Source organism: Kitasatospora sp. NPDC053308, from assembly GCF_055585785.1.
This window is the reverse complement of the sequence record NZ_JBVJJY010000001.1, coordinates 736,035-761,122: the sequence shown is the minus strand read 5'-3', so window position 1 is coordinate 761,122 and position 25,088 is coordinate 736,035. Positions and strand designations below refer to the sequence as shown.

At 72.1% G+C, this 25,088-nt stretch carries 17 protein-coding genes; 10 read left to right on the top strand and 7 right to left on the bottom strand.

What is annotated here, in order from left to right; translation table 11 throughout:
• Positions 1-64 precede the first annotated feature (64 nt).
• The 5 genes from ACZ6Y7_RS03465 (at position 65) to ACZ6Y7_RS03445 (ending at position 7,411) form a co-directional block, all read left to right on the top strand.
• Positions 65-562 carry a BlaI/MecI/CopY family transcriptional regulator gene (locus ACZ6Y7_RS03465; protein WP_465756174.1) on the top strand — a complete coding sequence of 166 codons (498 nt, stop codon included), beginning with the start codon at positions 65-67 and terminating at the stop codon, positions 560-562.
• Positions 563-571: 9 nt separating this feature from the next.
• Positions 572-1,108, top strand: coding sequence for an amino-acid N-acetyltransferase (locus ACZ6Y7_RS03460; protein WP_402221966.1), 537 nt, complete (start codon positions 572-574; stop codon positions 1,106-1,108).
• Positions 1,109-1,199: 91 nt separating this feature from the next.
• Entirely contained in the window at positions 1,200-1,550 is a 351-nt protein-coding gene (locus tag ACZ6Y7_RS03455) for a histone-like nucleoid-structuring protein Lsr2 (RefSeq protein WP_465756173.1), read from the top strand.
• A gap of 652 nt (positions 1,551-2,202) precedes the next feature.
• Positions 2,203-4,722, top strand: a complete 2,520-nt coding sequence (locus ACZ6Y7_RS03450; protein ID WP_465756172.1) for an ATP-dependent Clp protease ATP-binding subunit — start codon at positions 2,203-2,205, stop codon at positions 4,720-4,722.
• Between the two features lie 343 nt (positions 4,723-5,065).
• A complete protein-coding gene (locus ACZ6Y7_RS03445; RefSeq protein ID WP_465756171.1) occupies positions 5,066-7,411 on the top strand; it encodes an immune inhibitor A domain-containing protein in 2,346 nt (781 codons plus the stop codon).
• 109 nt (positions 7,412-7,520) lie between these two features.
• Here the strand turns inward: ACZ6Y7_RS03445 and ACZ6Y7_RS03440 are convergent, their stop codons facing one another.
• Positions 7,521-8,711 carry a threonine aldolase family protein gene (locus tag ACZ6Y7_RS03440; protein ID WP_465756170.1) on the bottom strand — a complete coding sequence of 397 codons (1,191 nt, stop codon included), beginning with the start codon at positions 8,709-8,711 and terminating at the stop codon, positions 7,521-7,523.
• 360 nt (positions 8,712-9,071) lie between these two features.
• Here ACZ6Y7_RS03440 and ACZ6Y7_RS03435 point away from each other — a divergent pair, with 360 nt between their 5' ends.
• Complete coding sequence (locus tag ACZ6Y7_RS03435) at positions 9,072-10,118, top strand: M23 family metallopeptidase (protein WP_465756169.1); 1,047 nt, start codon at positions 9,072-9,074, stop codon at positions 10,116-10,118.
• A 171-nt stretch (positions 10,119-10,289) separates the two neighbouring features.
• On the opposite strand, the gene ACZ6Y7_RS03430 is transcribed toward ACZ6Y7_RS03435, so the two are convergent.
• Positions 10,290-10,934: a TetR/AcrR family transcriptional regulator gene (locus tag ACZ6Y7_RS03430; protein ID WP_465756168.1), complete on the bottom strand. Its 645-nt coding sequence runs from the start codon at positions 10,932-10,934 to the stop codon at positions 10,290-10,292.
• 223 nt (positions 10,935-11,157) lie between these two features.
• On the opposite strand from ACZ6Y7_RS03430, the gene ACZ6Y7_RS03425 reads away from it, so the two are divergent.
• Entirely contained in the window at positions 11,158-12,753 is a 1,596-nt protein-coding gene (locus ACZ6Y7_RS03425; RefSeq protein ID WP_465756167.1) for an MDR family MFS transporter, read from the top strand.
• A gap of 71 nt (positions 12,754-12,824) precedes the next feature.
• On the opposite strand, the gene ACZ6Y7_RS03420 is transcribed toward ACZ6Y7_RS03425, so the two are convergent.
• Positions 12,825-13,751, bottom strand: a complete 927-nt coding sequence (locus ACZ6Y7_RS03420; protein WP_465756166.1) for an HhH-GPD family protein — start codon at positions 13,749-13,751, stop codon at positions 12,825-12,827.
• 236 nt (positions 13,752-13,987) lie between these two features.
• On the opposite strand from ACZ6Y7_RS03420, the gene ACZ6Y7_RS03415 reads away from it, so the two are divergent.
• Positions 13,988-14,866 (top strand): hypothetical protein, encoded by an 879-nt coding sequence (locus ACZ6Y7_RS03415; RefSeq protein WP_465756165.1) that lies wholly within the window; start codon positions 13,988-13,990, stop codon positions 14,864-14,866.
• A 192-nt stretch (positions 14,867-15,058) separates the two neighbouring features.
• Here ACZ6Y7_RS03415 and disA read toward each other — a convergent pair whose 3' ends face one another.
• Together disA and radA are read right to left on the bottom strand one after the other, a co-directional pair.
• Positions 15,059-16,117, bottom strand: a complete 1,059-nt coding sequence (disA, locus tag ACZ6Y7_RS03410; RefSeq protein WP_391551439.1) for a DNA integrity scanning diadenylate cyclase DisA — start codon at positions 16,115-16,117, stop codon at positions 15,059-15,061.
• A 201-nt stretch (positions 16,118-16,318) separates the two neighbouring features.
• Positions 16,319-17,878 (bottom strand): DNA repair protein RadA, encoded by a 1,560-nt coding sequence (gene radA, locus ACZ6Y7_RS03405; protein WP_465756164.1) that lies wholly within the window; start codon positions 17,876-17,878, stop codon positions 16,319-16,321.
• A 194-nt stretch (positions 17,879-18,072) separates the two neighbouring features.
• On the opposite strand from radA, the gene ACZ6Y7_RS03400 reads away from it, so the two are divergent.
• On the top strand, positions 18,073-20,040 hold the full coding sequence (locus tag ACZ6Y7_RS03400) for a BACON domain-containing protein (protein WP_465756163.1): 1,968 nt from the start codon (positions 18,073-18,075) through the stop codon (positions 20,038-20,040).
• 914 nt (positions 20,041-20,954) lie between these two features.
• Here the strand turns inward: ACZ6Y7_RS03400 and ACZ6Y7_RS03395 are convergent.
• Both ACZ6Y7_RS03395 and ACZ6Y7_RS03390 read right to left on the bottom strand, forming a co-directional pair.
• Positions 20,955-22,289: a DUF1254 domain-containing protein gene (locus ACZ6Y7_RS03395; RefSeq protein ID WP_465756162.1), complete on the bottom strand. Its 1,335-nt coding sequence runs from the start codon at positions 22,287-22,289 to the stop codon at positions 20,955-20,957.
• Between the two features lie 112 nt (positions 22,290-22,401).
• Complete coding sequence (locus ACZ6Y7_RS03390) at positions 22,402-23,772, bottom strand: DUF1254 domain-containing protein (RefSeq protein ID WP_465756161.1); 1,371 nt, start codon at positions 23,770-23,772, stop codon at positions 22,402-22,404.
• 125 nt (positions 23,773-23,897) lie between these two features.
• On the opposite strand from ACZ6Y7_RS03390, the gene ACZ6Y7_RS03385 reads away from it, so the two are divergent.
• A complete protein-coding gene (locus tag ACZ6Y7_RS03385; RefSeq protein WP_465756160.1) occupies positions 23,898-24,938 on the top strand; it encodes an NAD-dependent epimerase/dehydratase family protein in 1,041 nt (346 codons plus the stop codon).
• Positions 24,939-25,088: the final 150 nt, after the last annotated feature.

Below are 25,088 nucleotides of genomic sequence, written 5' to 3'. Positions count from 1 at the left end.
GCGGCGCGCCGGTTTGGCGCACTTCGCAGGATTTGCCCCGGTCACTCCCTATCCTGGCCGCACTATGGTCCGGCAACTCGGCGAACTTGAGAACGCCATCATGACCCGGGTGTGGCAGTGGAACCGCCCGGTGACGGTTCGCGAGGTTCTCCTGGATCTGCGGTCGGAACGGGAAATCGCGTACACCACGGTGATGACCGTCCTGGACAAGCTGCACAGAAAGGGCTGGCTGCGCCGCGAGCGGGCCGGCCGGGCCTATCGATATGAACCGGTCTCCTCGCGCGAGGCGTACACGGCGGCCCTGATGAACGACGCGTGGGCCACGAGCGACAATCCGGCGGCGGCGCTGGTGCACTTCTTCGGCCTGATGTCGCCCGAGCAACGCGAGGCGCTCCGGGACGCCTTGCGGGTCGCCGCTCTGTTCCCGTCCGATCCGCCGGGGGCGGATTCCGCGGCGGACGGGCCGGATACCGGGACACCGGATACCGGGGCGGCTGATACCGGGGCGCCGGATACCGGGGCAGCTGATACCGGGGAGACCGCGCCGGGGCCGACGCGATAACGTCCCGCCATGGAGGTCACCATCCGCCGCGCACGGACCACGGACGTGCGGGCAGTACGCAGGCTCATCGACGCCTACTCGCGCGACGGCATTCTGCTGGACAAGCCCACTGTCACACTGTTCGAATCCGTCCAGGAGTTCTGGGTCGCGGAACGCGACGACAACGGCGTGGTGGTGGCCTGCGGCGCCCTGCACGTGATGTGGGAGGACCTCGCCGAGGTCCGGACGCTCGCGGTGGACCCGGTCTGCCGGGGCTTCGGGATCGGGCACCTCCTGCTGGAGAAGCTGGTGCAGACGGCACGCTGGCTGGGCGTCCGTCGGATTTTCTGCTTGACGTTCGAGGTCCCCTTCTTCGCGAAACACGGTTTCGTCGAGATCGGGGAGCTCCAGGAAACCGATGATGGTACGACAGACCCGGCGGCGATCGCTACGGATGTCTATGAAGAACTCCTCCGCTCGTACGATGAAGGCGTCGCCGAGTTCCTTGACCTGGAGCGGGTGAAGCCCAACACACTGGGCAACTCGCGCATGCTGCTGCACCTCTGAGCCGCTCCACCGGGGTCAAGGGTTTGTGTTTTCCGGAGAAAGGCGCTTTCCTTTCCTTAGGCAATGGGTCGTTTAGCGGAAAGGGAAGCCCGTGGCACAGAGGGTGCAGGTCATTCTTGAAGACGATCTCGACGGTGGTTCGGCGGACGAGACGGTGACGTTCGCGCTCGACGGCGTTGCCTACGAGATCGACCTGAAGAGCGCCAACGCGGACAAGCTCCGCGGCCTGCTGGCGCCGTACGTGGAGAAGGGCCGCAAGCAGAGCGGTCGGCTGGCCGGTGCCCGCCGCCCGGGCCGCGGCGCCGCCCAGCGCACCGCGGGCAGCGCTCCGGACACCGCGAAGATCCGCGCGTGGGCCAAGGAGCAGGGCATGGAGGTCAACGACCGCGGCCGCGTGCCGAGCGGTGTCCGCGAGGCCTACGAGGCGGCCAACGCGTCCTGAGCCCGGCGCCGCCGGCACGCCGGAGCGGGTGCGGGGCCCCGGTGGCCGCACACGGCGCCGACGACACACGCGCGGGGCGCGGAGGACTCTCCTCCGCGCCCCGCGGCGCGCACCCGGACGACCGCGGCGCCACCGGTGCCGGGCGGTGTCCGGGGTGCGGGCTCGGGCGGCGGAACAATCACGAGCTGTGCAACGCTGTAGGGGCGAAGCGGTAACGCGGACACCACCGGGATGGCCCACCGACCACCCGGGCCGCCGTTCAACCACCGTCACCGCGGCCCGACTTCTCGCCAGGCGAACACCGCCACCGCGGAAACTGCGCGAGAACCACCCCGATACCGGGTATGAATGCAGGTGGACGGGTTCTCGGACCCGTCCAGGGGCAGTATGCGCGACCGGTCGGAGAGGGTCCGGCCGCGCCCCGGCGGCGCTTGTTCGCCGATGGCGTAGCGGATTCCGGTGCATCCGGCCCACCAGTGGGAACACCGTTTCCCAGCATCAGGTTGGGATTGGTGTCGGCTGGTCGCGCAGCATCTCGCTCCTCTACCGGGGAGTGAATCCGTGGGCCGCGCCGCTGAGCGGGACTAGCATGCGGAAGGACAGGGCGGGGACGGACCCCGAACTGCCCGACCGCTCTGAGGAGCGATAAACGATGTTCGAGAGGTTCACCGACCGCGCGCGGCGGGTTGTCGTCCTGGCTCAGGAAGAAGCCCGGATGCTCAACCACAACTACATCGGCACCGAGCACATCCTCCTGGGTCTGATCCACGAGGGCGAGGGCGTCGCCGCCAAGGCCCTGGAGAGCCTCGGGATTTCTCTTGAGGCCGTTCGCCAGCAGGTCGAGGAGATCATCGGCCAGGGCCAGCAGGCCCCGTCCGGCCACATCCCCTTCACCCCCCGGGCGAAGAAGGTCCTGGAGCTGTCGCTCCGGGAGGCCCTGCAGCTCGGCCACAACTACATCGGCACCGAGCACATCCTGCTCGGCCTGATCCGCGAGGGCGAGGGCGTCGCCGCCCAGGTCCTGGTGAAGCTGGGCGCCGACCTCAACCGGGTGCGCCAGCAGGTCATCCAGCTGCTCTCCGGTTACCAGACCAGCGGTGGCAAGGAGTCGGCCACGGCCGGCGGGCCCGCCGAGGGCACCCCGTCGACCTCGCTGGTCCTGGACCAGTTCGGCCGCAACCTGACCCAGGCCGCCCGTGAGGCCAAGCTCGACCCGGTCATCGGGCGCGAGAAGGAGATCGAGCGGGTCATGCAGGTGCTGTCCCGCCGCACCAAGAACAACCCGGTCCTGATCGGTGAGCCCGGCGTCGGCAAGACCGCCGTGGTCGAGGGCCTGGCGCAGGCGATCGTCAAGGGCGAGGTCCCGGAGACGCTCAAGGACAAGCAGCTCTACACGCTCGACCTGGGCGCCCTGGTGGCCGGCTCGCGCTACCGCGGTGACTTCGAGGAGCGCCTGAAGAAGGTCCTCAAGGAGATCCGCACCCGCGGCGACATCATCCTGTTCATCGACGAGCTGCACACCCTGGTCGGCGCGGGCGCCGCCGAGGGCGCCATCGACGCCGCCAGCATCCTCAAGCCGATGCTGGCCCGCGGCGAGCTGCAGACCATCGGTGCCACCACCCTGGACGAGTACCGCAAGCACCTGGAGAAGGACGCCGCGCTGGAGCGCCGCTTCCAGCCGATCCAGGTCGCGGAGCCCTCGCTGCCGCACACCATCGAGATCCTCAAGGGTCTGCGCGACCGCTACGAGGCCCACCACCGGGTCTCGATCACGGACGCCGCCCTGGTCGCCGCCGCCACCCTGGCCGACCGGTACATCTCGGACCGCTTCCTGCCGGACAAGGCGATCGACCTGATCGACGAGGCCGGCTCCCGGATGCGCATCCGCCGGATGACCGCGCCGCCGGACCTGCGCGAGTTCGACGAGAAGATCGCCGACGTGCGCCGCGAGAAGGAGAGCGCGATCGACGCGCAGGACTTCGAGAAGGCCGCGTCCCTGCGCGACGACGAGAAGCAGCTCCTGCAGGCCAAGGCCAAGCGCGAGAAGGAGTGGAAGGCCGGCGACATGGACGTCGTCGCGGAGGTCAACGAGGAGCTCATCGCCGAGGTCCTGGCCACCGCCACCGGCATCCCGGTCTTCAAGCTGACCGAGGAGGAGACCTCGCGCCTGCTGCGCATGGAGGACGAGCTGCACAAGCGCGTCATCGGCCAGAAGGACGCCATCAAGGCACTCTCCCAGGCCATCCGGCGCACCCGTGCGGGCCTCAAGGACCCGAAGCGCCCCGGCGGTTCGTTCATCTTCGCCGGTCCGTCCGGTGTCGGTAAGACCGAGCTGTCCAAGACGCTGGCGGAGTTCCTCTTCGGCGACGAGGACGCGCTGATCGCGCTCGACATGTCCGAGTTCTCCGAGAAGCACACCGTCTCCCGGCTGTTCGGCTCCCCGCCCGGGTACGTGGGCTACGAGGAGGGCGGCCAGCTGACCGAGAAGGTCCGCCGCAAGCCGTTCTCGGTCGTCCTCTTCGACGAGGTCGAGAAGGCCCACCCGGACATCTTCAACTCGCTGCTGCAGATCCTGGAGGACGGTCGCCTGACCGACTCCCAGGGCCGCGTGGTCGACTTCAAGAACACCGTCATCATCATGACGACCAACCTCGGCACCCGGGACATCTCCAAGGGCTTCAACCTGGGCTTCGCGGCCACGGGTGACACCCAGAGCGGGTACGAGCGGATGAAGGCGAAGGTCGGCGAGGAGCTCAAGCAGCACTTCCGCCCCGAGTTCCTGAACCGTGTCGACGACATCGTGGTGTTCCACCAGCTGTCCGAGGACGACATCATCCAGATCGTCGACCTCATGATCGCCAAGGTGGACGAGCGGCTCAAGGACAAGGACATGGGCCTGGAGCTCAGCGTCGAGGCCAAGAAGCTGCTGGCCAAGCGCGGCTACGACCCGATCCTGGGTGCCCGTCCGCTGCGCCGCACCATCCAGCGCGAGATCGAGGACCACCTCTCCGAGAAGATCCTCTTCGGTGAGCTGCGGGCCGGCCACATCGTCGTCGTCGACGTCGAGGGCGAGGGCAAGGACGCCAAGTTCACCTTCCGCGGCGAGGAGAAGTCGGCCGTCGCGGACACCCCGGCCGCGGTCGCCTCGCCCGGCCCCGACCTGACGAAGTAGCCCAACTTTTAACAGACAACTTCACAGCCACCGAGCCCCCGGCGTCCGCGCCGGGGGCTCGGTGCGTTCCGTGCCGCCGGCGTGCTCCTCGGCACCGGCCGAAGTGCAGGGCTTCTGTGCTGCTTGGTACGGGTGCGTCCGATTTCTCAGTCAGCTTTAACGAACATACGGTTGACAGATGGTCAGCTGATGGGAAGTCGCGGAGCATAGCGCCGTGACCATGTCATGGTCAAGGTCTATCTTTTTTATGCACGCTTGTATCAAATGACGTCCACCTGTCTTTCATTTTGGTTTGCCGGGCCTTGGCCATGAGCTGGCCCCGGTCGGGGAGGACGTCACAACGTTGAAGAACACCAGGAGAACCGCTGCGGTCGCGACTGCCGCAGCGGTCATAGTCACGCTCGGCGCGGGCCTGTTCCCGGGCACGGCCGTCGCGGCCGGCTCGGCCCCCGTGCCGAAGGACCCGGCCGAGGCCGTCCAGAACACCGAGCACAACATCCCGGGCCCGCTCACCGCGAAGGTGGAGGCCGAGCACAAGGCCGCCACCGAGCAGCTGCTCAACGGCACCGCGCAGGTCGAGGAGCACAACGGCAGCACCAGCGTGAAGCTGGGCAAGGACAAGTACGTGGAGCTCGCCCGCGAGCGCACGGACAAGATCTTCACGATCCTCGTCGACTTCGGCGACCAGGTCGACAACACCACCAAGACCGCCGACGGCAAGGTCAAGTACGGCGGTGAGCCCGGCCCGAAGCACAACGAGATCGCCGCTCCGGACCCGGCCACCAACAACTCGACCGCCTGGCAGGCCGACTACAACCAGCAGCACTACCAGGACCTGTACTTCTCCAAGGACAAGCCCTCGCTGAAGACCTTCTACGAGAAGCAGTCCTCGGGCCGCTACTCGGTCGACGGCGTGGTCTCGGACTGGGTCCGCGTGCCGTGGAACGAGGCCCGCTACGGCTCCGACTACTGCGGCTCCAACGTCTGCGCCAGCGCGCAGGACCTGATCCGCGACGCCGTGGACATCTGGTACAAGGACCAGCTGGCCAAGGGTCAGACCGAGGCGCAGATCAAGGCGACCCTGGCCCAGTACGACCAGTGGGACCGCTACGGTTCGCACCACGACGGGAACTTCAACCAGCCCGACGGGTACATCGACCACTTCCAGATCGTGCACGCCGGTGAGGACAAGTCGGCCGGTGGCGGCAAGCAGGGCAGCAAGGCCCTGTGGGCGCACCGCTCGTACGTCTACGGCAACCTGACGGGCCAGGCCGGTCCCGAGGGCAACAAGCTCGGTGGCGTGCAGGTCGGCAACTCCGGCCTCTGGATCGGCGACTACACCATGCAGCCGGAGAACGGCGGCCTCGGCGTCTTCGCCCACGAGTACGGCCACGACCTCGGTCTGCCGGACCTCTACGACACCGCCGGCAAGGGCATCGACAACTCGGTCGGCTTCTGGTCGCTGATGTCCTCCGGTTCCTGGCTGGGCGAGGGCAAGAACAGCATCGGCGACATGCCGAACGACCTCGACGCCTGGAGCAAGTACCAGCTCGGCTGGCTGAAGGTGGACCGCGCCAAGGCCGGCACCGAGTCCACGCACCACATCGGCCCGGTGGAGTACAACACCAACCTGCCGCAGGCGCTCATCGTCGACCTGCCGAAGAAGAGCATCACCACCGAGATCAACAAGCCCTTCGCGGGCACCGGTGAGTGGTGGAGCGGCAGCGCCGACAACCTGAACGTCACGCTCACCCGTGAGATCGACCTGACCGGCAAGTCCAAGGCCAGCATCAACGCCAAGGCCTGGTACGAGCTGGAGCAGGACTTCGACTACGCCTTCGGCGAGGTCTCCACCGACGGTGGCAAGACCTGGACCGTCGTGGACGGCACCTGGAACGGCGCCCCGCTGCCCAAGGAGAACGGCCGCCCGGCCGTGAACGGCCAGCTCGCCACCTGGGGCGACCTGTCGTTCAACCTGGACGCCTACGCCGGCCAGAAGATCCAGTTCCGCTACCACAACACCACCGACGGCGGCCTGCACTACCGCGGCCTCGCGCTGGACAACATCGCGGTCGTCGCCGACGGCGCCACCCTGTTCAGCGACGACGTCGAGAACGGTGACAACGGCTGGACCGCCGCCGGCTTCACCCGCTTCGGCGGCTCCTTCACCAAGGAGTACGCGCAGTACTACCTCGCCGAGAACAAGCAGTACGTCTCGTTCGACGCGACCCTGAAGACCGGCCCGTACAACTTCGGCTTCGCCGACAAGCCGAACTGGGTCGAGCACTACTCGTACCAGCCCGGCCTGCTGATCTGGTACTGGGACGCGTCGCAGACCGACAACAACGTCAGCGCCCACCCGGGTCACGGCCTGGTCCTGCCGGTCGACTCGCACCCGGCCCCGCTGAAGTGGTCGGACGGCACCCTGATGCGTCCGCGCATGCAGGGCTTCGACTCCACCTTCGGTTCGCGCCGCGTCCCGGCGCTGACCCTGCACAAGGCCGGCGTCGAGACCGTCATCCCGAAGAGCAAGGGTGTCGACGAGTTCAACGACCTGAAGTCCTGGTGGTCGAAGGACGACCAGTTCGCCGGTGTCGACGTCCCGAAGACCGGGACCAGCATCGAGGTCGAGAACGAGTCCTCGAACTACCTGGAGACCTGGATCCGGGTCCGTCCGGTCGACAACTGATCGAGCCCGTAGCGATCAGCCTGTGACCAGGCAGCCCTGACGGCTACACGTCCGGCCCGTCCCCGCATCGCGCGGGGGCGGGCCGGACGCTTTCCGCCTCCGCGCCCCGTCAGGCCTTGCGGAGCGTGGACAGCCGGTCCAGGAAGGCGGCGGCCGCCGCCTCGACGTCGGCGCCCGTCCAGTCCAGGGCGGGCGCGGCGACCGTCACCTCGGTCATCGCCAGCCCCGGCAGCTCGCGTTCGCGCCAGGCGCCGAACAGCCCGATCCCGCTCTCCTCGGCCAGCGCCAGCGAGACCTCCTCCAACTCCTCGGCCGGGAACGGCAGCCAGACGCAGAACTGGTGGGTGTGGGGCGGGGCCGGGTGCACCCGGGCGCCCGGGACGGCGGCGAAGGCCCGGGCGAGGGCCTCGGCGACCGTCCGGGCATGCGCCACGTACCCTCCCAGCAGCGGCAGTTCGCGCTCCAGCCCGGCCAGGGCGGCGAGGGCGGCCGGCCACTGCTGGAAGAGCTGCCCGCCGTAGCGGTGCCGCCAGGCCTTGGCGGTACGGACGAACCCGGCCGGACCGGCCAGCGCGGCGCCGCTGATCCCGCCGAGCGTCTTGTAGAAGGAGACGTAGACCGAGTCGGCCAGGGCGGACAGCTCCGGCAGCGGGCGGCCGAGGGCGACGGCCGACTCCCAGATCCGGGCGCCGTCCAGGTGCAGCGCCGCGCCGTGCTCCGCCCGCACGACCTCCGAGACGGCCCGCAGCTCCGCCCAGTCGGGCAGGACGAAGCCGGCGTCGCGCAGCGGCAGTTCCAGGCTCAGCGCGGCGTACGGCTCGTCCAGGGCGCGCACCTCCTCGGCGTTGGGCTGGCGCGGCGCGGTGGTCGGCCAGAGGCTGCGCAGCCCCGAGAGGACACCGAGCGCGTGCCGTTCGTGCCGGTCGGTGTGGGCCAGCGGATGGGTGACGACGGTGCGCAGCCCGGCGGCCTCGGCGTGGATCCGCAGGGCGGCCTGCTGGGCCATCGTCCCGGTCGGGAAGAAGGCCGCGTCCTCGGTGCCGAGCAGCTCAGCGGTCCGGAGCTCCAGCTCGCGGACCACGCCGTCGCCGTACTGGTCCGGCCGGGTGTCCAGGTCGGGGACGGCGCCCCGCCCGTCCGGCGGCGGCGCGGCGAGGGCCGCGAGGCGTTCGCGGACGGTCTGCGGCCGGGTGCCGGACAGGATGCGCTCGCAGCCGCGCAGGGCGGCGAAGCGGCGGTCCGCCGGGCTCGGGCTCGGGCGGTCACCGGCGTCGGGGTCTTCGGTCCTGTTGCCATACATGCGTCGATGGTCCCGCAGCGGGCCGGGCCGGTCAGCGGTGCGGACGGAAAGCTGTTCGACTCCGGCAAACCCCGGGTCCGCGTGGCACTGGTCACAGGCCTCCGGCGCGGTACGGCCGGGGGTAGTAGCCGGCCCCGGGCGGCTCGCGGACCCGCCCGGGGCGGTCAGGGGCGATCGGAGCACATGATCGGCGGTCCGGCGGCTCGGATCCCCGGCGCCGTGCCGACTACACGCCGTAGTACATCACCGCGTTTGGGAGTCCGCGCGGTGACGGCTACACCTGAGTGGTCCCCCCGCTCAGCAGACGCCCGACCGGGCGCTTCGCGCTGCCCCCGTACGACCCGTGAGGTAAGGCCACCGATGTCCACCGTCCCGCCCGTGGGGCCGGCCCTGCGCCGGCTCGCCGCCCGTACGGCCGCCCGTACGGTGGCCCAGGCGGCGGCCTGGCAGCCCTGGCTCGGCCATGCCCTCCGCACCCGGACCGCGCCGCTGCGCTCGCTCGGCACGCCCCGGCGCCCCCGTACGGCGGCCTGGCAGCCCCGGCTCGGCCACGCCCTCCGCGCCCGGACCGCGCCGCTGCGTTCGCTCGGCACGCCCCGGCACACCACCCTGCCGGGCAGCCGCCAGCGGGCCGAGCACGACCACGCGCTGGCCTCGGCCGGGGCGGCCGCGGCACTGCTCGTCGGTGTCCTGCTGGCGGTCGGGTCGGGCAGCGCGTCGGCGCAGACCGTGCTGCCCACCACGCCGGGCAGCTCGGCCTTCACCGCGCCGCGGGCGCAGGTGCCCAGCCCGGGGCTGGTCCAGGTGGCCGGGCCCAGCCCGTACAAGCTGCCCGAGGACGACTCGGCCCAGCGGTTCGTGGCGGTGGCGGCCAACCTGCTGCCCGCGCAGGCGCCCGCCCCGGCGGCCGGGGCCGAGGCAGCACCCGCGCCGGCGCCGGAAGCCGCGCCCGCGCCCGCGCCCCAGCCGGAGCCCGCGCCCACGCCCGCGCCTTCGCCCGAGTGGTCGGCCCCGGTGCCGGACGCGCCGACCAGCAACCCGTTCGGGGTCGCCAACCGCAGCTACGCGGCCGGGTACCACACCGGGGTGGACTTCGCGATCTCCCCGGGCACGCCGCTCCTGGCGGTCGGCAACGCGACCGTGGTGTCGGCCGGCTGGGACGGCGCGTACGGCAAGGAGGTCGTGCTGCGGCTCGCGGACGGGCGCTTCGCGCAGTACGCGCACATGTCCTCGCTCGCGGTCTCGGCGGGCCAGCACGTAGCGGCCGGCCAGCGGATCGGACTGTCCGGGAGCACCGGCAACTCGACCGGGCCGCACCTGCACTTCGAGATCCGCACCAGCAACCGCTACGGCGCGGTGATCAACCCGATCGCCTACCTCGCGGGGCACGGCGTCACGAACTTCTGACCGGCGCTCAGCGGGGGCGCCAGCACGCACGGCGGGCGCCCGTTGCGGGGCTGGGCGGGGGGCCTGCTGCGAGGGCTGGGCGGGCGTCCGTTGCGGGGCTGGGCGGGGGCCTGCCGGGGCTGGGCAGGCGTCCGTTGCGGGGCTGGGGCTGCTATGAACGGGCAGGGGCTCTCAGGAGCGGGCGGGGGCCGGAGCGGGGTGGCTGATCCGGCCGCCGATCTCCAGGGCGATGTCCCGGGCCGTCCCGATCGCCTCGTCCAGCGTGGTCGTCGCGGTGTCCAGCGGCTCGCCCCAGACGTTCTCGGCGCGGCCGCAGTCCGCGCTGTCCTGCTTGAGCAGGAACATCGCCGAGTGGACGGTGAAGAGCGCCATCGCGGCCCGCAGCCGGTCCGGGAAGCCGGCCTCCGGTCCGTGCACCAGCTGCATCATGGTGATCATGCGGTCCCGGAAGGCCAGGCCCGCCGGGGACTCGCGCAGCGCGGGCTGGTTCTCGTGGAAGAAGCGCAGCAGCGGGGCGCGCTCGGCCATCCCGTCCGCGAAGCGGCGGATCAGCTCGTCGCGCATCTCCGGGCTCCAGGACTGCGTCCGGCCCCAGGCGATCGTCTCGTCGATCGGCGCGGCCATCCGCTCCACGATGCCCAGGACGATGTCGTCCTTGGTCTTGAAGTGGTAGTAGAGCGCGGCCTTGGTCACGCCCAGGCGGTCGGCGATCTCGCGCAGTGAGGTCTGCTCGTACCCCTGCTCGGAGAAGAGCTCCAGCGACACCTCGATGATGCGAGCCCGGGTGTCGCTGCGGGGGCTGTGCGGAGTGCCCATGGCCTGCCTCATGACTGCGTCGGTGACTGCTGCGGACTCCCGATGGCGTCCGCCCCGGGCAACATTCTCCCTGCCCAGGTGCCCGGTTCGGAAACTGGCTTGACGACCGGCTAGGGAACAACCTACCGTGCCGACGATCGATAAACTAGCCGGGCGACAAGTAAGTGAGCCGCCGCACGGCCCGACGCTCCGTCCGAACCACCCCTCCGGGAGACCCCACCTCATGTCACAGTCCAAGACCGCCGGCCCGGTACCGGAGGACAAGACGGCCGAGGAGGAGCAGCCGCGGTCACCCCGCGAGATCCGCCTCGTGATGGTCGGTCTGGTCGTCACCATGCTGCTGGCCATGCTCGACAACCTGATCGTCGGCACCGCGATGCCGACCATCGTCGGCGACCTGGGCGGTGCCGAGCACCTGTCCTGGGTGGTCACCGCCTACACCCTGGCCACCGCCGCCTCCACCCCGATCTGGGGCAAGCTCGGCGACATGTACGGCCGCAAGGGCACCTTCCTCACCTCGATCGTGATCTTCCTGGTGGGCTCGGCACTGTCCGGCCTGTCGCAGAACATGAACGAGCTGATCGGCTTCCGCGCCGTGCAGGGCCTCGGCGCCGGCGGTCTGATGGTCGGCGTGATGTCGATCATGGGCGCGCTCGTCCCGCCGCGCGACCGCGGCAAGTACCAGGGCATGTTCGCCGCGGTGATGGCCCTCGCCACCATCGGCGGCCCGCTGGTGGGCGGCTTCATCACCGACCACCTCAGCTGGCACTGGACCTTCTACATCAACCTGCCGCTCGGCGTGGTCGCGCTCGCCGTGGTCATCGTGACCCTGAAGCTGCCGAAGGTCCGCAGCACCGCCAAGATCGACTACCTGGGCGCCGTCCTGCTCACCGTCGGCATCACCTCGCTCGTGCTGATCACCACCTGGGGCGGCCAGCAGTACGCGTGGGGCTCCAAGCAGATCCTGGGCCTGGCCGCGCTCGCCGCCGCCTCGCTGATCGCCTTCTGCTACGTCGAGCAGCGGGTCGAGGAGCCGATGCTCCCGCTGACCCTGTTCAAGAACCTGAACTTCACGCTGGTCTCGATCATCGGCTTCATCGTCGGCTTCGTGATGTTCGGCTCGACCGTCTTCCTGCCGCTGTACCAGCAGATCGTCCAGGGCGCCTCGGCGACCAACTCCGGTCTGCTGCTGATGCCGATGATGTTCGGCATGCTGGTGATCTCGCTGGTGGTCGGCCGGGCGGTCACCAAGACCGGCAAGTACCGGATCTACCCGATCATCGGCACCATCGTGATGACCGGCGGCCTGATCCTGCTCTCCACGATGGGCACCGAGACCAGCAGCTTCACCTCGGCCTGCTGGATGATCGTGCTGGGCGCCGGCATGGGCTTCCTGATGCAGATCACCATGCTGGTGGCGCAGAACAGCGTCGAGCTCAAGGACATGGGCGTGGCCAGCTCCACCGCCACCCTGTTCCGCACCATCGGCGGCTCCTTCGGTGTCGCGCTGTTCGGCGCGCTGTTCAACAACCGGGTGACCGACACCATGAAGGAGAGGCTCGGCGAGCAGGCCACCGCGGGCGGCGGCGTGAAGGACCCGGGCCAGATGAGCCCGGCCGCCCTGCGCAAGCTGCCCGAGAACATCCAGGACGCCTACCACCACGCGGTGTCCAACGGCATGCACACCGTCTTCCTCTGGGGCGCCGGGGTGGCCGTGATCGCGATCGCCGCCGCGGTGTTCCTCCGCGAGGTGCCGCTGCGCGGGACGGGCAAGGGCGAGAAGCCGGCCGAGGCCCCGCTGGAGGCGGCGGCCGCCTGACCGTCCGCTCGGTCGCACGCACACGGCGCCCCCGGGAGGCTTCGAGCCTTCCGGGGGCGCCGTCGTTCCTCCTACTGCGGCAGGCGGTAGACGCCCTGCTCGACCGGCTCGACCAGGCCGTCCGCGACCAGCCCGTCCAGGGCCCGGGCCCGCTGCACCGCGTCCGGCCAGACCTCGTCCAGCCGGGCCTGCTCGACCTCGCCGTGCGCCTCGCGCAGCACCGCGAGCAGCTTGCCGCGCACCTGGCGGTCCGTCCCCTCGTAGGACTGGCCGCGCCGGGCCGGGCCCTCGTACGGCGGCCGCCCGGCCCGCTGCCAGGCGCAGCCGGCGAACAGCGGGCACTCCCCGCACTCCGGGCTGCGCGCGGTGCAGACCAGGGCGCCCAGCTCCATCACGCCGACCGCCCAGGTGGCGGCGGTCTCGGCGTCGTCGGGCAGCAGCGCGGTGGCGGTGCGGCGCTCGGCGGCGGTGGTGGCCTGAGCCGGGTACTCGACGCCGGTCACCGCGCGGGCGAAGACCCGGCGGACGTTGGTGTCCAGCACCACGTGGCGCTGGCGGAAGGCGAAGGAGGCGACGGCCGCGGCGGTGTACTCCCCCACCCCGGGCAGGGACAGCAGCGTGGCGTGGTCGTCCGGGACGGCGCCGCCGTGCTCCTCGGTGATCGCCACGGCCGCCGCGTGCAACCGCAGCGCGCGGCGGGGGTAGCCCAGTCGGCCCCACATCCGGACCGCCTCCCCGGGGGCCTCGGCGGCGAGCTCGGCCGGGGTCGGCCAGCGGGTCAGCCAGGCCTCCCAGGCGGGCAGCACGCGCTTGACCGGGGTCTGCTGGAGCATGAACTCGCTCACCATGACGCCCCAGGGCGTCGCGTCGGGGGCCCGCCAGGGCAGGTCCCGCTTGGTCGCCTCGTACCAGTCCAGGACGGTCGAGTGGAACAGCGGCAGGGGCAGTGGCAGACGGGTGGCGTCGGTGGCAACGGCGGTGGCGGTGATGGCAGTCATGGCCCTTCGATCCTCCCACGCCCGACGGGACGGTCGGAGCGGGATGGGAGCGGGATCGGAGCGGGGTGGGAGCTGGGCGGGAGCGGAAGGCGTCGGTCCGGATTCCTCGGCGTTGTTCCGAAAATCAGCCGTTCGGGACTCCCTCGAACGGATCAAATGGCGGATCATGTGAAGGAAGGGACGACTGTGCGGTGTTGATGAGTCAATCACCACACACGGTCTCGTAGAGTTTGGTCGTGCCCTCTCTGCGTCAACCCGTGGGACCACTGCCGGCCTCGATCTACTGGCGTCGGCGCGTCGTCGTGCTCGCCGCCGTCGCGGCGGTTATCGCCCTGATCGCCTGGCTGATGACCGACCAGGGCGGGGGCGGTGACGACGGCTCAGGGAGCAAGGCCGCGCAGGCCGTTCCCTCCCAGACCCCGGCCCAGACCATCACGCCCGGCGCCTCGCCGAGCGGCCCCGCGGCACGCCCCGGGGGCGGCTCGGGCGGCAGCGGCGGCGGTCCGGTGGCCGGGGGCGGTGGCACCGAGGTCAACCTGAGCGGCGGCACCGGAGCCAACCCGGCCCCGGCGGGCGGCTCCGGTGGCTCGGGCGGCGGCACCGGCGGCCCTGGTGGTGGTGCGGCGGGCGGCTCAGGCGGCACGGGCAGTGCGGGCGGTTCGGGCGGCGGCGTTCCGGCGGTCAACACCCCGGAGATCATGGCGCTTCCGGTCTGCGCCTCCTCGCAGGTCGCCCTGGAACTCGCGGGCACCCAGAACTCGTTCCAGCCCAAGGACAAGCCGCGGCTCGCCCTGACGGTCAAGAACTCCGGCGCCAACTGCCGGGTGGACCTGGGCCGGGTCGCCTCCGCGATCACCGTGAGCGCCAGCAACGGCGACCGGGTCTGGTCCTCGGGGGACTGCCCGAACGACAAGGGCAGCATCTGGGTCCAGCTGCCCGCCAACGGCAGCCAGACCGAGACCTTCACCTGGGACCGCAGCCGCAGCAAGCCGCAGTGCGCGACCGCCACCGACCAGACGCCGCCGGCCAACGGCACCTATGTGGTGCTCGCCGAACTCACCGGGCTCGCCGGGGACAAGGTCTCGGCGCGGGCCTCCATCCGGCTGGACAACTGAGGGGCGGTCACCTCGCTTCGGGGCCCCCGGCCGCGCGGCCGGGGGCTCCGGCGTCGGCACGTCGATCCCGTCGGGCGCGGGCTGGGCGCGGACGCGGGGTGGGCGCGGGTACGGACGCGGACGCAGCTACGGACGCGGGACGGCCCCTGGGGAAGCGTTTCCTCAGGGGCCGTGAACCGTCCGCGCGTCGGATCAGACGTAGCGCTCCAGGATGGACGATTCGGCGAGGCGGGACAGGCCCTCCCGGACCGAGCGGGCCCGGGTCTCGCCGACGCCCTCGACCGTCTGCAGGTCGTCGATGCTCGCGGCGAGCAGCTTCTGCAGGCCGCCGAAGTGCTCGACCAGGCGCTCTATCACCGTGTTGGGCAGGCGCGGGATCTTCGCCAGCAGGCGGTAGCCGCGCGGCGAGACCGCGGAGTCCAGGGACTCCGGCGAGCCCGAGTAGCCGAGCGCCTTCGCCACCGTCTGCAGGTCGAGCAGCTCGGCGTGGGTGAGCGCCTCCAGGTCGGCCAGCACCTCGTTGACCGTCCGGCCCTTCTTGGCGGCCCGCTCCGGGAAGTAGTCCCGGGCGACCAGTTCGCGCTCCGGCTCCACGCCCGCGATCAGCTCGTCCAACTGCAGCGAGAGCAGGCGGCCGTCGATGCCGAGCTCCAGCACGTAGCCGGCGATCTCGGTGGCGATCAGCCGGACCATCTCCAGCCGCTGGGCCACGGCCGTGACGTCCCGGACCGTCACCAGGTCCTCGATCTCCAGCGCGGAGAGCGTGCCGGCCACCTCGTCCAGGCGCAGCTTGTAGCGCTCCAGCGTGGCCAGCGCCTGGTTGGCGCGGGACAGCACCGTGGTGGAGTCCTCCAGCACCCGGCGGGTGCCGTTGACGTACATCGCGATCAGCCGCATCGAGTGCGAGACCGCGACCACCGGGTAACCCGTCTGCCGGTTGACCCGCTCCGCGGTGCGGTGGCGGGTGCCGGTCTCGTCGGTGGGGATGGTCGAGTCCGGCATCAGGTGGACGCCGGCCCGGACGATCTTGGTGATGTCCTTGTCCAGCACGACCGCGCCGTCCAGCTTGCACAGCTCGCGCAGCCGGGTGGCGGTGAACTCGACGTCCAGCACGAAACCACCGGTGCAGATGGACTCGACCGTCTTGTCGAAGCCCAGCACGATCAGGCCGCCGGTGTTGGCGCGCAGGACCCGCTCCAGGCCGTCACGCAACGCCGTGCCGGGAGCGATGGCGGTGAGGGAGGCCCGCAGCAGGGCCTCCTCACGGGAGGCCTTGTCCGCCCCCCGGTCGCTGGCTGCCACGTGACTCCTCCGGTCGACCCCGTGCCGCGCGCCTCGTGCCGTGCGCCGGTCCGCGGTCTGTTGCTCTGTCGCTCAGTACCGCTCGGTACTGCCTTCTGGCCAATGAGACTGGGGAAAGTCTAACTGCGTGCGGCTGCGGCAGGGCTTGGGTCAGCGCAGTTCGTCGGAGTCGAGCGGCTCCCAGCCGTCCATCAGCTCCTCCGGGTAGGCCGCGACCGGGGCCGAGCGGGGCGCGGGCGGCGCCGACGGAGCCTCACCACGGGACTGCGCGCGGCCGTCCGTACGGGCCTCCGGGCGGGCCTCTCCGCGGGCTTCGCCGCGCGGCTTGGAGGCGGCCCGGCGGCGGCCCGGGATGGCCCGCAACGCCTCGCCGATGTCGGCCACCTCGACCACCTTCATGCCCGGCGGCACCTTGCCCGGGTCCGGCGGGACCAGGGCGTGGGTGAAGCCCAGCCGGTGCGCCTCGGCGAGCCGCCGCTGCACACCCGTCACCCGCCGTACCTCGCCCGCCAGACCGACCTCGCCGATCGCCACCAGGTTGCTGGGCAGCGGGGTGTCGGTGGAGGAGCTGGCCACCGCGAGCGCCACCGCGAGGTCGGCGGACGGCTCGCTCAGCTTCACCCCGCCCACCGTCGCGGTGTAGATGTCCTGCTTGCCGAGCTTCACCCCGCCGTGCCGCTCGACCACGGCCAGGATCATCGCGATCCGGGGCGACTCCAGACCCGAGGTGGTGCGGCGCGGCGACGGGATCTGCGAATCCACCATCAGCGCCTGCACCTCCGCCACCAGCGGGCGCTTGCCCTCCAGCGTGACGGTGAGGCAGGTGCCCGGGACGGGCTTGTCACGCCTGGTCAGGAAGAGGCCGGACGGGTCGGCCAGGCCGACGATGCCCTCGTCGTGCAGCTCGAAGCAGCCCACCTCGTCGGTGGCGCCGTAGCGGTTCTTGACCCCGCGGATGAGGCGCAGCCGGGCGTGCCGGTCCCCCTCGAAGCTGAGCACCACGTCCACCAGGTGCTCCAGCAGGCGCGGACCGGCGATCTGGCCGTCCTTCGTGACGTGGCCGACCAACAGGGTCGCCATGCCGCGCTCCTTGGACGCCCGGATCAGCGCGTTCGCCACCTCGCGGACCTGGGCCGGGCCGCCGGGGGCGCCGTCCAGCTCGGCGGAGGCGATGGTCTGCACCGAGTCCAGGATCAGCAGGCCGGGGTTGACCGCCTCGATGTGCCCCAGCACCGCGCCCAGGTCGGACTCGGCGGCCAGGTAGAGGTGCTCGGAGAGCGCGTTGATCCGGTCCGCGCGCAGCCGGACCTGGCCGGCCGACTCCTCACCTGTCACGTAGAGCGTGCGGTGCCGGTCGGTCGCCGCCTTGGCCGCGACGTCCAGCAGCAGGGTGGACTTGCCGACGCCGGGCTCGCCGGCCAGCAGCACCACCGCCCCGGGGACCAGCCCCCCGCCGAGCACCCGGTCCAGCTCCGGCACGCCCGTCGAGCGGGCCGTCGCGACCTGGCCGTCCACCTGGGCGATCGGACGGGCCGGCGCACTGACCGGGCCGGCGGCCGTCGTCCGGATCGGCACCGCGCCGTACTCCTCGACCGTCCCCCAGGCGTTGCACTCCGGGCACCGGCCGACCCACTTGGGGAGCTGGTTGCCGCACTCGGTGCAGCGGTAGGCCGGGCGCGGCTTGGCGGTGGTCTTGGAACGCGGAGGCATGGCGCCCACGGTAGCGCCTGGGTACGACAGCGAGGCCCGGGCAGGGCGCTGCCGACCCGCCGCGGGCTGCTCGCCGGGAGTCCCCGCGAAGGCTCGCCGGGCGTCCACACAGATGGGCGATGTTGTTACCCGAAAGAAGTACATACGGCGCGAATGGCGGGGCCGTACCGTCCGGGGTCTCTACCGTCGGACGGGTGACAACGCGAACTGTTGGGCCGGTCGGGCCGCAGGCCGCCGCCGTGCTCACGGCGTACGACCGGCAGGTGGACGGCCTCTTCACCTACTGCCTCTCGGTGCTGTGCGAACACGACGCCGCCGCCGACGCCCTGCGCGAGGTCCGGGAGCTGGCACGGCGGCACGGCGCCCGGCTGGCGGAGCCCGGGCTGGTACGGGCATGGCTGTTCTCGCTGGCCCGGTACTGCTGCCTGCGGCGGCTCGCGGACGGGGGCGGGGGCGACCCTCTCGGTGGTGGGGTCGGGGCTGCCGATGGGAGCGGGGCTGGCGAGGGGGGCGGCGGGGGCGGGGCTGTCGACGGGCACGGCCTCGGCGGGGCTGTCGGCGGGGGCGGGACTGTCGGCGAGGCCGGGGCCGTCGGCGGCGGACGTGAGACCGAGGCGGCCCGGCGGCGGCGCGAGTTGGCCTCGCTCGCCTGGCCGGAGGCGGCCGGCACCGACCCGGAACAGCGCGAGGCACTGGAGCTGTCCGTCCGGCACCGGCTCACCCCGCTGGAAGTGGCAGCCGTGCTGGGCCTGCCGTTCGAGCGGACCCGGGAGCTGCTGACCGGTGCCGAGGCCGAAGTGGCCCGGACCAGGGCGGCACTGCTGGTGCTCGGCGTGGGCAGCTGCCCGGAGCTGGACCGGCTCGGCGGGGCCGGGGCGGAGTCCTGGCGGGACTGGGTGCTCGGCCCGGCGCTGCGGCGGGAACTGGTGCAGCACGTGGTGGACTGCCCGACCTGTCGCGGGACGGCCGAGCGGGTGGCCGGCGAGGCGGCGGAGGGCGCGGCGGGGCTCTCGGGGCTGCCGCTCTTGGCGGCGCCGGATTCCGCAAGGGCGGGGGGTGCGGGCGGCGCCGTGGGTGTGGCAGGTGTCGTGGGTGCCGCGGGTGCTGCGGGTGCTGCGGGCGGGCCGGGAGCCGCGGGCGCTGCGGTCGGGGAACCCGGGTTGCGGTTCGACCAGAACGGCTTCCCCCGGCACCGGGCGCCGGACGCGGGGCGCGGATTGGCGGTCCGTCGGCGCGTGGTGACCACCGGGGTCCTCGCGGCCGTCCTGGCGGCGCCGGTGATCGCCCTCTGGGCCGGGCACCGGAGCGGCGGCGGATCGGGAGCGACGGCCTCGGTCTCGGCGGTGCGCGTGGACGAGACCGACCGGGCCGCCGCGCAACGACCGCAGCAGCCGTGGCCGGCCGGGCAGGGCGCGCCCGGGATGCCCGGGCTGGAACTGGCGGGCGCGGGCGGTACGGGCGTCGGCGGAGCCAACGGTGCAGAAACGTTGCATCCGGGCGTTCCGCGACTGACCTTCCAGGGCGCGGTGGTTCCCGTCCCGGCCCACGGCGCCACCCCGCTCAGCAGCCCGACCCTGGTCGCCGCCCCGGAACCCGTGGTCGAGCGCACCTCCGGACCGGGCACCACCGACCCGGCCCCGGCGGGACTGCTCACCGTCGAAGCCGGCGAGTACGGCAGCCGTACCGTCCTCACCCTCACTAACTCCGGCACCACGGAGATCCGCTGGCGCGCGGTGACGGACGCCGGCTGGCTCCGGCTCAGCCGCGACTCCGGCACGCTCGCGCCCGGGCAACGGATCACCGTGATCGTCACCGTGGACGAGGACCTCGCACCGACGACGCACTGGACCGCCCGCATCGCGCTGCCGCCCTCGCAGGCGGTGGTCACCCTGGAGGGCGGCCCGCACAACCGCGGCGGCTCCCCCTCCTCCTCGGCCACCCCCACGCCGACGGCCTCCACTACCCCGGCCCCCACCGCCACCCCGACCAGCACGGGCACGCCCTCGCCGTCGAACCCGACGCCGACCGGCGCGCCCACGGGCACGCCGTCCCCCTCGGGCACGCCGTCCCCCTCGGGCACGCCGAGCACGCCACCCACCAGCAGCGCCTCCCCCCGCCCGACGGCAACGGGGACACCGACGCCGTCACCGACGGCCCATTAGGCCGCCGCATGCCGACCGGGCTGCCCGCGAGAAGTCGGCAGGGTCGACTTCTTGTGCGCGGGCCTGGCCTCAACGCGGCCTCGGCTGGTCTGTAGACCGGTCGTCATATTCCTACAGGGAGCTGAAGATCGGGGTGCGCAGGAAGTCGGCACAATCGACTTCCTAGGCACAGGAGCGAGGCCGACGTGTGAGATATGTAGACCGATCGACATATTCGTGTTGGATCGACGCCGGAGCGCACACAGGAAGTCGGCCAGGCCGACTTCTGATGCGCGGCGTCGTGCAGGCGTCGGCGTGGGCGCATCAGGTAGACCGGTCTACATATTCTGCTCGGGGCGCTCGAAGCGCAGGAAGTTGGCCGGGCCGACTTCGCAAGCGCGTGGGGAGGGGGGACTCCGCTGGAACAGGAAGACGGGGGACCAGGTTCGCGCTCAGCAGTTTTGGCGTTGCACGGGAGCGCGGTCGACTTCCTGCGCGCGGCACGGGTAGGGCGCGGTAAGAATATGTCGACCGGTCTACATATTCTAATCGCGGCGCTCGAAGCGCAGGAAGTCGGCCGGGCCGACTTCGCATGCCGTGGGGAGGATGCGATTTCTAGTGGGATCGGAAGACCGGGGCCAGGCTTACGCGCTCAGCACAGGCTCGGGTGCGCGCAGGAAGTCGGCGTGGTCGACATTCCTGCGCGCGGCGGGAATCGTGAAGCAGCCGGATAGGTAGACCGGTCTGCATATTTGCGTGCTGGGCTTTGTCGGAATGCGTGGAACGTCGGCTGGGTCGACTTTTCCCGGGTGGGGTTGTACGGGCGTCCATGAGAGCAGGTAGACCGGTCTGCAGATTTTGGCCAGGGCACGAACGGGCCGAAGGTGCGCGGGAAGTCGTTGTGGCCGACTTTTCGTGTGCGGGGTGTGGGGGTGTCAGATGCGGTGGATCGGCGGGACTTGGTAGGTGCCGTCGAGGACGGGGGGATGGGGCTGGTAGAGGCGGATGATCGGGCGGAAGTCGCCGAGTGGGGTGGGGAGCCAGTTGGCGGCGGCGACCGGGTCCTCGGGTTGGTCGTGCTGGAGCGTGATGGTGAGGGAGCCATCCTCGCCGTAGACGAGGCCGGGAGTGCGGTCGCCGATCGAGTAGCGGTCGATCGGGTTCTCCACCAGGTAGTAGTCCGGGACGGAGTACATCGTCACGGACCAGAAGGCCCCGACCGGGGGTGGCTGGTCGAAGCGCAGGGTGTAGCTGTTCGCGCCGTTGAGGGGGCGGCCGTCGGAGTCGTCGTACGTCATCGCGTACGAGGCCTCGTAGGCGTGGTTGCCCCAGAGGCCGGCCCGGGCGGCGGCGGCGCGGCTGAGGTAGGCGGCGCGGCGGTCGGGGATGCGCCACTCGGGGTCGTCCAGGGTGCCGGGGCCCAGGTGGTCGGTGTTGTAGTCGAACAGGTGGAGCGCGGAGCGCCATTCGCCGGGCGGGTGGTCCTCGGGCGGGCGGGTGGCGTCCTCGACCCGTTCGCGGCCGGCGGCCAGGCCCTTGGCGAGCGCGAGGGTCCACTCGGGGGCGGCCGCGCGGTACGGCGAGGCGCCGTCGTCCAGCAGGCCGAGCGGGGCGAAGCGCCGCTGGTACTCGATGTCGGCGGTGGCCGGTGGGAAGGCCTGCATCCACACCCGCAGGCGTTCGAAGAAGGCCAGCCGCTCGGGGACGTCCGGGTCGGGCTCGGGCAGTCCGGCGGCCAGGCCCCCCGGCTCCAGCGGTTCCAGGGCGAGCTCGGACTGCAGGGCCCGGATCCGGGGCAGGTCGTCCGGGCCGGTGCAGGCGAAGCGGCCGACGACGGTGCCGACGGTGGTCGGCAGCTCGATCACCCGTTCCCGGTCCGGCGGGGTGCCGTGCCAGCCGGGCGGGACGAGGAGCCAGGTCTGCGCGTCGGTGCCGGTGGCACGTCGGCCGAGGTAGGCGACGTTGTCCGTCCAGGCGTCGATGAACTGCAGTACGTAGTAGGCGCCCGCGGTGTCCGGGACGCGCAGGACCTGCGGGCCTTCGGAGAGGTCGAGCTGGGCGATCGAGTAGACCGTGTCGTTGTTGACCGAGACGAACCTGTCGTCCGGACCGGCCAGCCGGGCGGCGTGGCTGAAGTGGTTGAACGGCGCCGCCGGCAGGGTGCCCAGACCGCTCCTGGTGAAGCGCTCGACCATGGTGAGGCCGGCGACCATCGGGTAGCCGTAGACGTACGCGTCGGCGGCCAGGGCCTCCAGCTCGGGCTGGTTCATCGGGGGTCCTTCGCACGGTCGGGTCGGGTCGGGTCGGGTCGGGTCGGGTCCGGTCGGTCGGGTCCGGTCGGGTCGGGTCGGGTCGGATCAGGTAGGTCAGCGGGGTTTCCGGTCAGCGCGGGTCGAGCGGGGGGAGGTGCCAGCGGCCGTCGAGGACGGCCCGGTCGGGACCGTAGATCCGGAGCGCCACGGTGAACGGGCCGTCCGGGGCGGGCAGCCAGTTGGCGCAGTGGTCGGCGTCGGCGGGCCGCTTGTGCCGGACGTGGAGGGTGAGTCCGCCGTCCGGGTCGCGGACCAGGCCGGGGGTGCGGTCGCCGATCGCGTAGCGGTTCAGGGGGTTGTCGACCAGCCGGCGCTCCGGGAGCGCGTACAGGGTGGCGGACCAGCCGAAGCGGGCCGGCGGCAGCGCGTCCGGGGCGAAGCGGATGACGTGGTCGCGGTCGTCGGCGTGCGGCGGGCGGTGGCCCGCGCTGTCCGCCTCCCAGGAGCCGGACCAGACCTCCTCGGCGGGCAGCCCGTGGAGTTCGGTCACGGCGCCGACGGCCTGGCGGAGGAAGTCCGCGCCCACCTGCTCCCGGGTGCCGAACACGTGGGTGCGGTCGCGGAGTCCGGCGACGGCCCGGTCCAGCCGCGCGCGGCCGTCGGCGATGCCGCCGTCGATCTCGGCGCGCAGCTCCAGCGGGAGGACGGCGGGCTCGAACTCGCCGCGGCCGTCGATGCCGAGGTCGGTGAGGCGGCCGCGCAGGTCGGTCTCGGCGGGCGGGAGCGGGACGGGACCGGCCAGGGGGAAGAAGCCGAGCAGGAAGTCGAGGAAAGCCAGGAATTCCGGGCTGTCCGGGACCTCCTCGCGCCAGACCGGCCAGACCGGCTCGGGGGCGGGCGGCGGCGCTGGCGTGCCGGCGTACTCGTGCAGCGGGCGCAGCCGGTACCGCTGCTGGACGGCGGCGACCTCGGCGACCTCGGCGGGGGTGTTCCCGGTGAGCCGGGTGCGGCCGACGATGCCGACCAGCCGGGTGGCGGTGCGGATCACGCTGTGGATGCCCGGCGGGGGCTCGCCGTGCCAGTCAGGGCCGGCCACCAGGTGGTCGCCGGCTTCGGGGCCGGTGGTCCGGGAGCCGAGGAAACCGGCGTACACGGTGTCGAGTTCGTGCACCGGCAGGACGTGGTAGCGGTCCTCGGCGGGAACCGAGACGACCCAGGGTTCGGCGCGCAGGTCGAGCCAGGCGCGGGAGTACGCGGTGTCCCCGGGCTCGGCGCCGCTGCCCGCCCCGGTCGGGGCGTCGGCGGGGGTGGGCGGTCGCGGGTGGTGGCGGAAGCGGCCGAAGCCGCCGAGGGAGCACGGGTCCGCGTCGTCCAGGGCCTGGGCGTAGAGGGAGCGGTAGTTGCGCAGCATCGGCTGGGCGCGGATCCAGGCTTCGGCGGCGGTCGCGCGGACGGTCGCGGGATCCACGAGTGCCGGGTTGACCATGCTGCGCTCTCCCATTGCCGAATCCGGTCGAACCCTTGCAGACCGGTACAGATCGGATGCTAAGTGGGCCGGGAGGGCGCGGCATCTGCTCAGCGCGAATCCGGGCGTACCGGCGGGAGGACGCGGAGAAGGTGAGCGGTATGAAGATCCTCTTGCTCGGAGGCTCGTCCTTCCTCGGACGGGCCTACGCCGCCGAGGCCCTCGCCCGGGGCCACCACGTGACCACCTTCAACCGCGGCCGCAGCGCCGCCGACCTGCCGGGGGTCGAGGCCGTCCGGGGCGACCGCGACCGCGCCGAGGACCTCGCCCGGCTCGTCGACGGCCGGAGCTGGGACGCCGTCGTCGACACCTCCGTCCAGCAGCCCGCCCAGGCCGCGCTCAGCGCGCGACTGCTGCGCGAGCGGGCCGGCCACTACACCGTGGTCTCCTCCGTGCACGCCTTCGCGGACTGGCCCGCCCGGGTGATCGACGAGGACTCCCCGCGGCACCCCTGCCCCGCCGACACCCCGCCCGGCCAGCCGTTCAGCCCCGCCCTCAAGGCGGGCTGCGAGCGCGCGGTGCTGGAGGGCTTCGGGGCCGACCGCACGCTCGTCCTCAACAGCGGGCTGCTCGTCGGACCGTACGAGATCGGCGGCCGGCTGCCCTGGTGGCTGGAGCGGATGGCGCGCGGCGGGCGGGTGCTCGCCCCGGGGGACCCGCAGCGGAGCATGCAGGTGATCGACGTCCGGGACTTCGCCGCATTCGGGCTGGACCGGCTGACGGCCCGCACGTCAGGACGGTTCCTCACCACGGCGCCGCCCGGGCGGCTGACCTTCGGCGCGTGGCTGGAGACCTGCCGGGCGGTCGCGGGCGGCGCGGACACCGAACTGGTCTGGATCGCGGACGGGCCGCTGCTCGCCGAGGGCCCGGACCGGGTCGAGCCGTGGAGCGAACTGCCCCTCTGGGCACCGGACCTGCCCGAGCTGGCCGGTGTCTGGCTCGCCGACACCGGCCGCGCGGAGGCGGCCGGGCTGCGCTGCCGACCGTTCGCCGAGACCGCGCGGGACACCTGGGAGTGGCTTAGGACGCGCGGCCCGGTCGAGGACACCGACACCGAGGGGCGCAAGGGACGGCCGGGCACGGCGGCCCCGCTGGGCATCGAACCGGCGAAGGAGCAGCGCCTGTTGGACGCGCTGGGATAGCGGATCGGACGCTCTCGGATAGCGGAGGCGGGCCCTGGCGGGGGGGGGGGGGAAGAGGGAGAGTCCCCCCCCCCCCAAAACACCCCCCCCCGCTGTGGAGGGGGGAGAGAGACGGGAGGGAAAAAAGAGCGTTGGGAGGGGGAAGGGTCT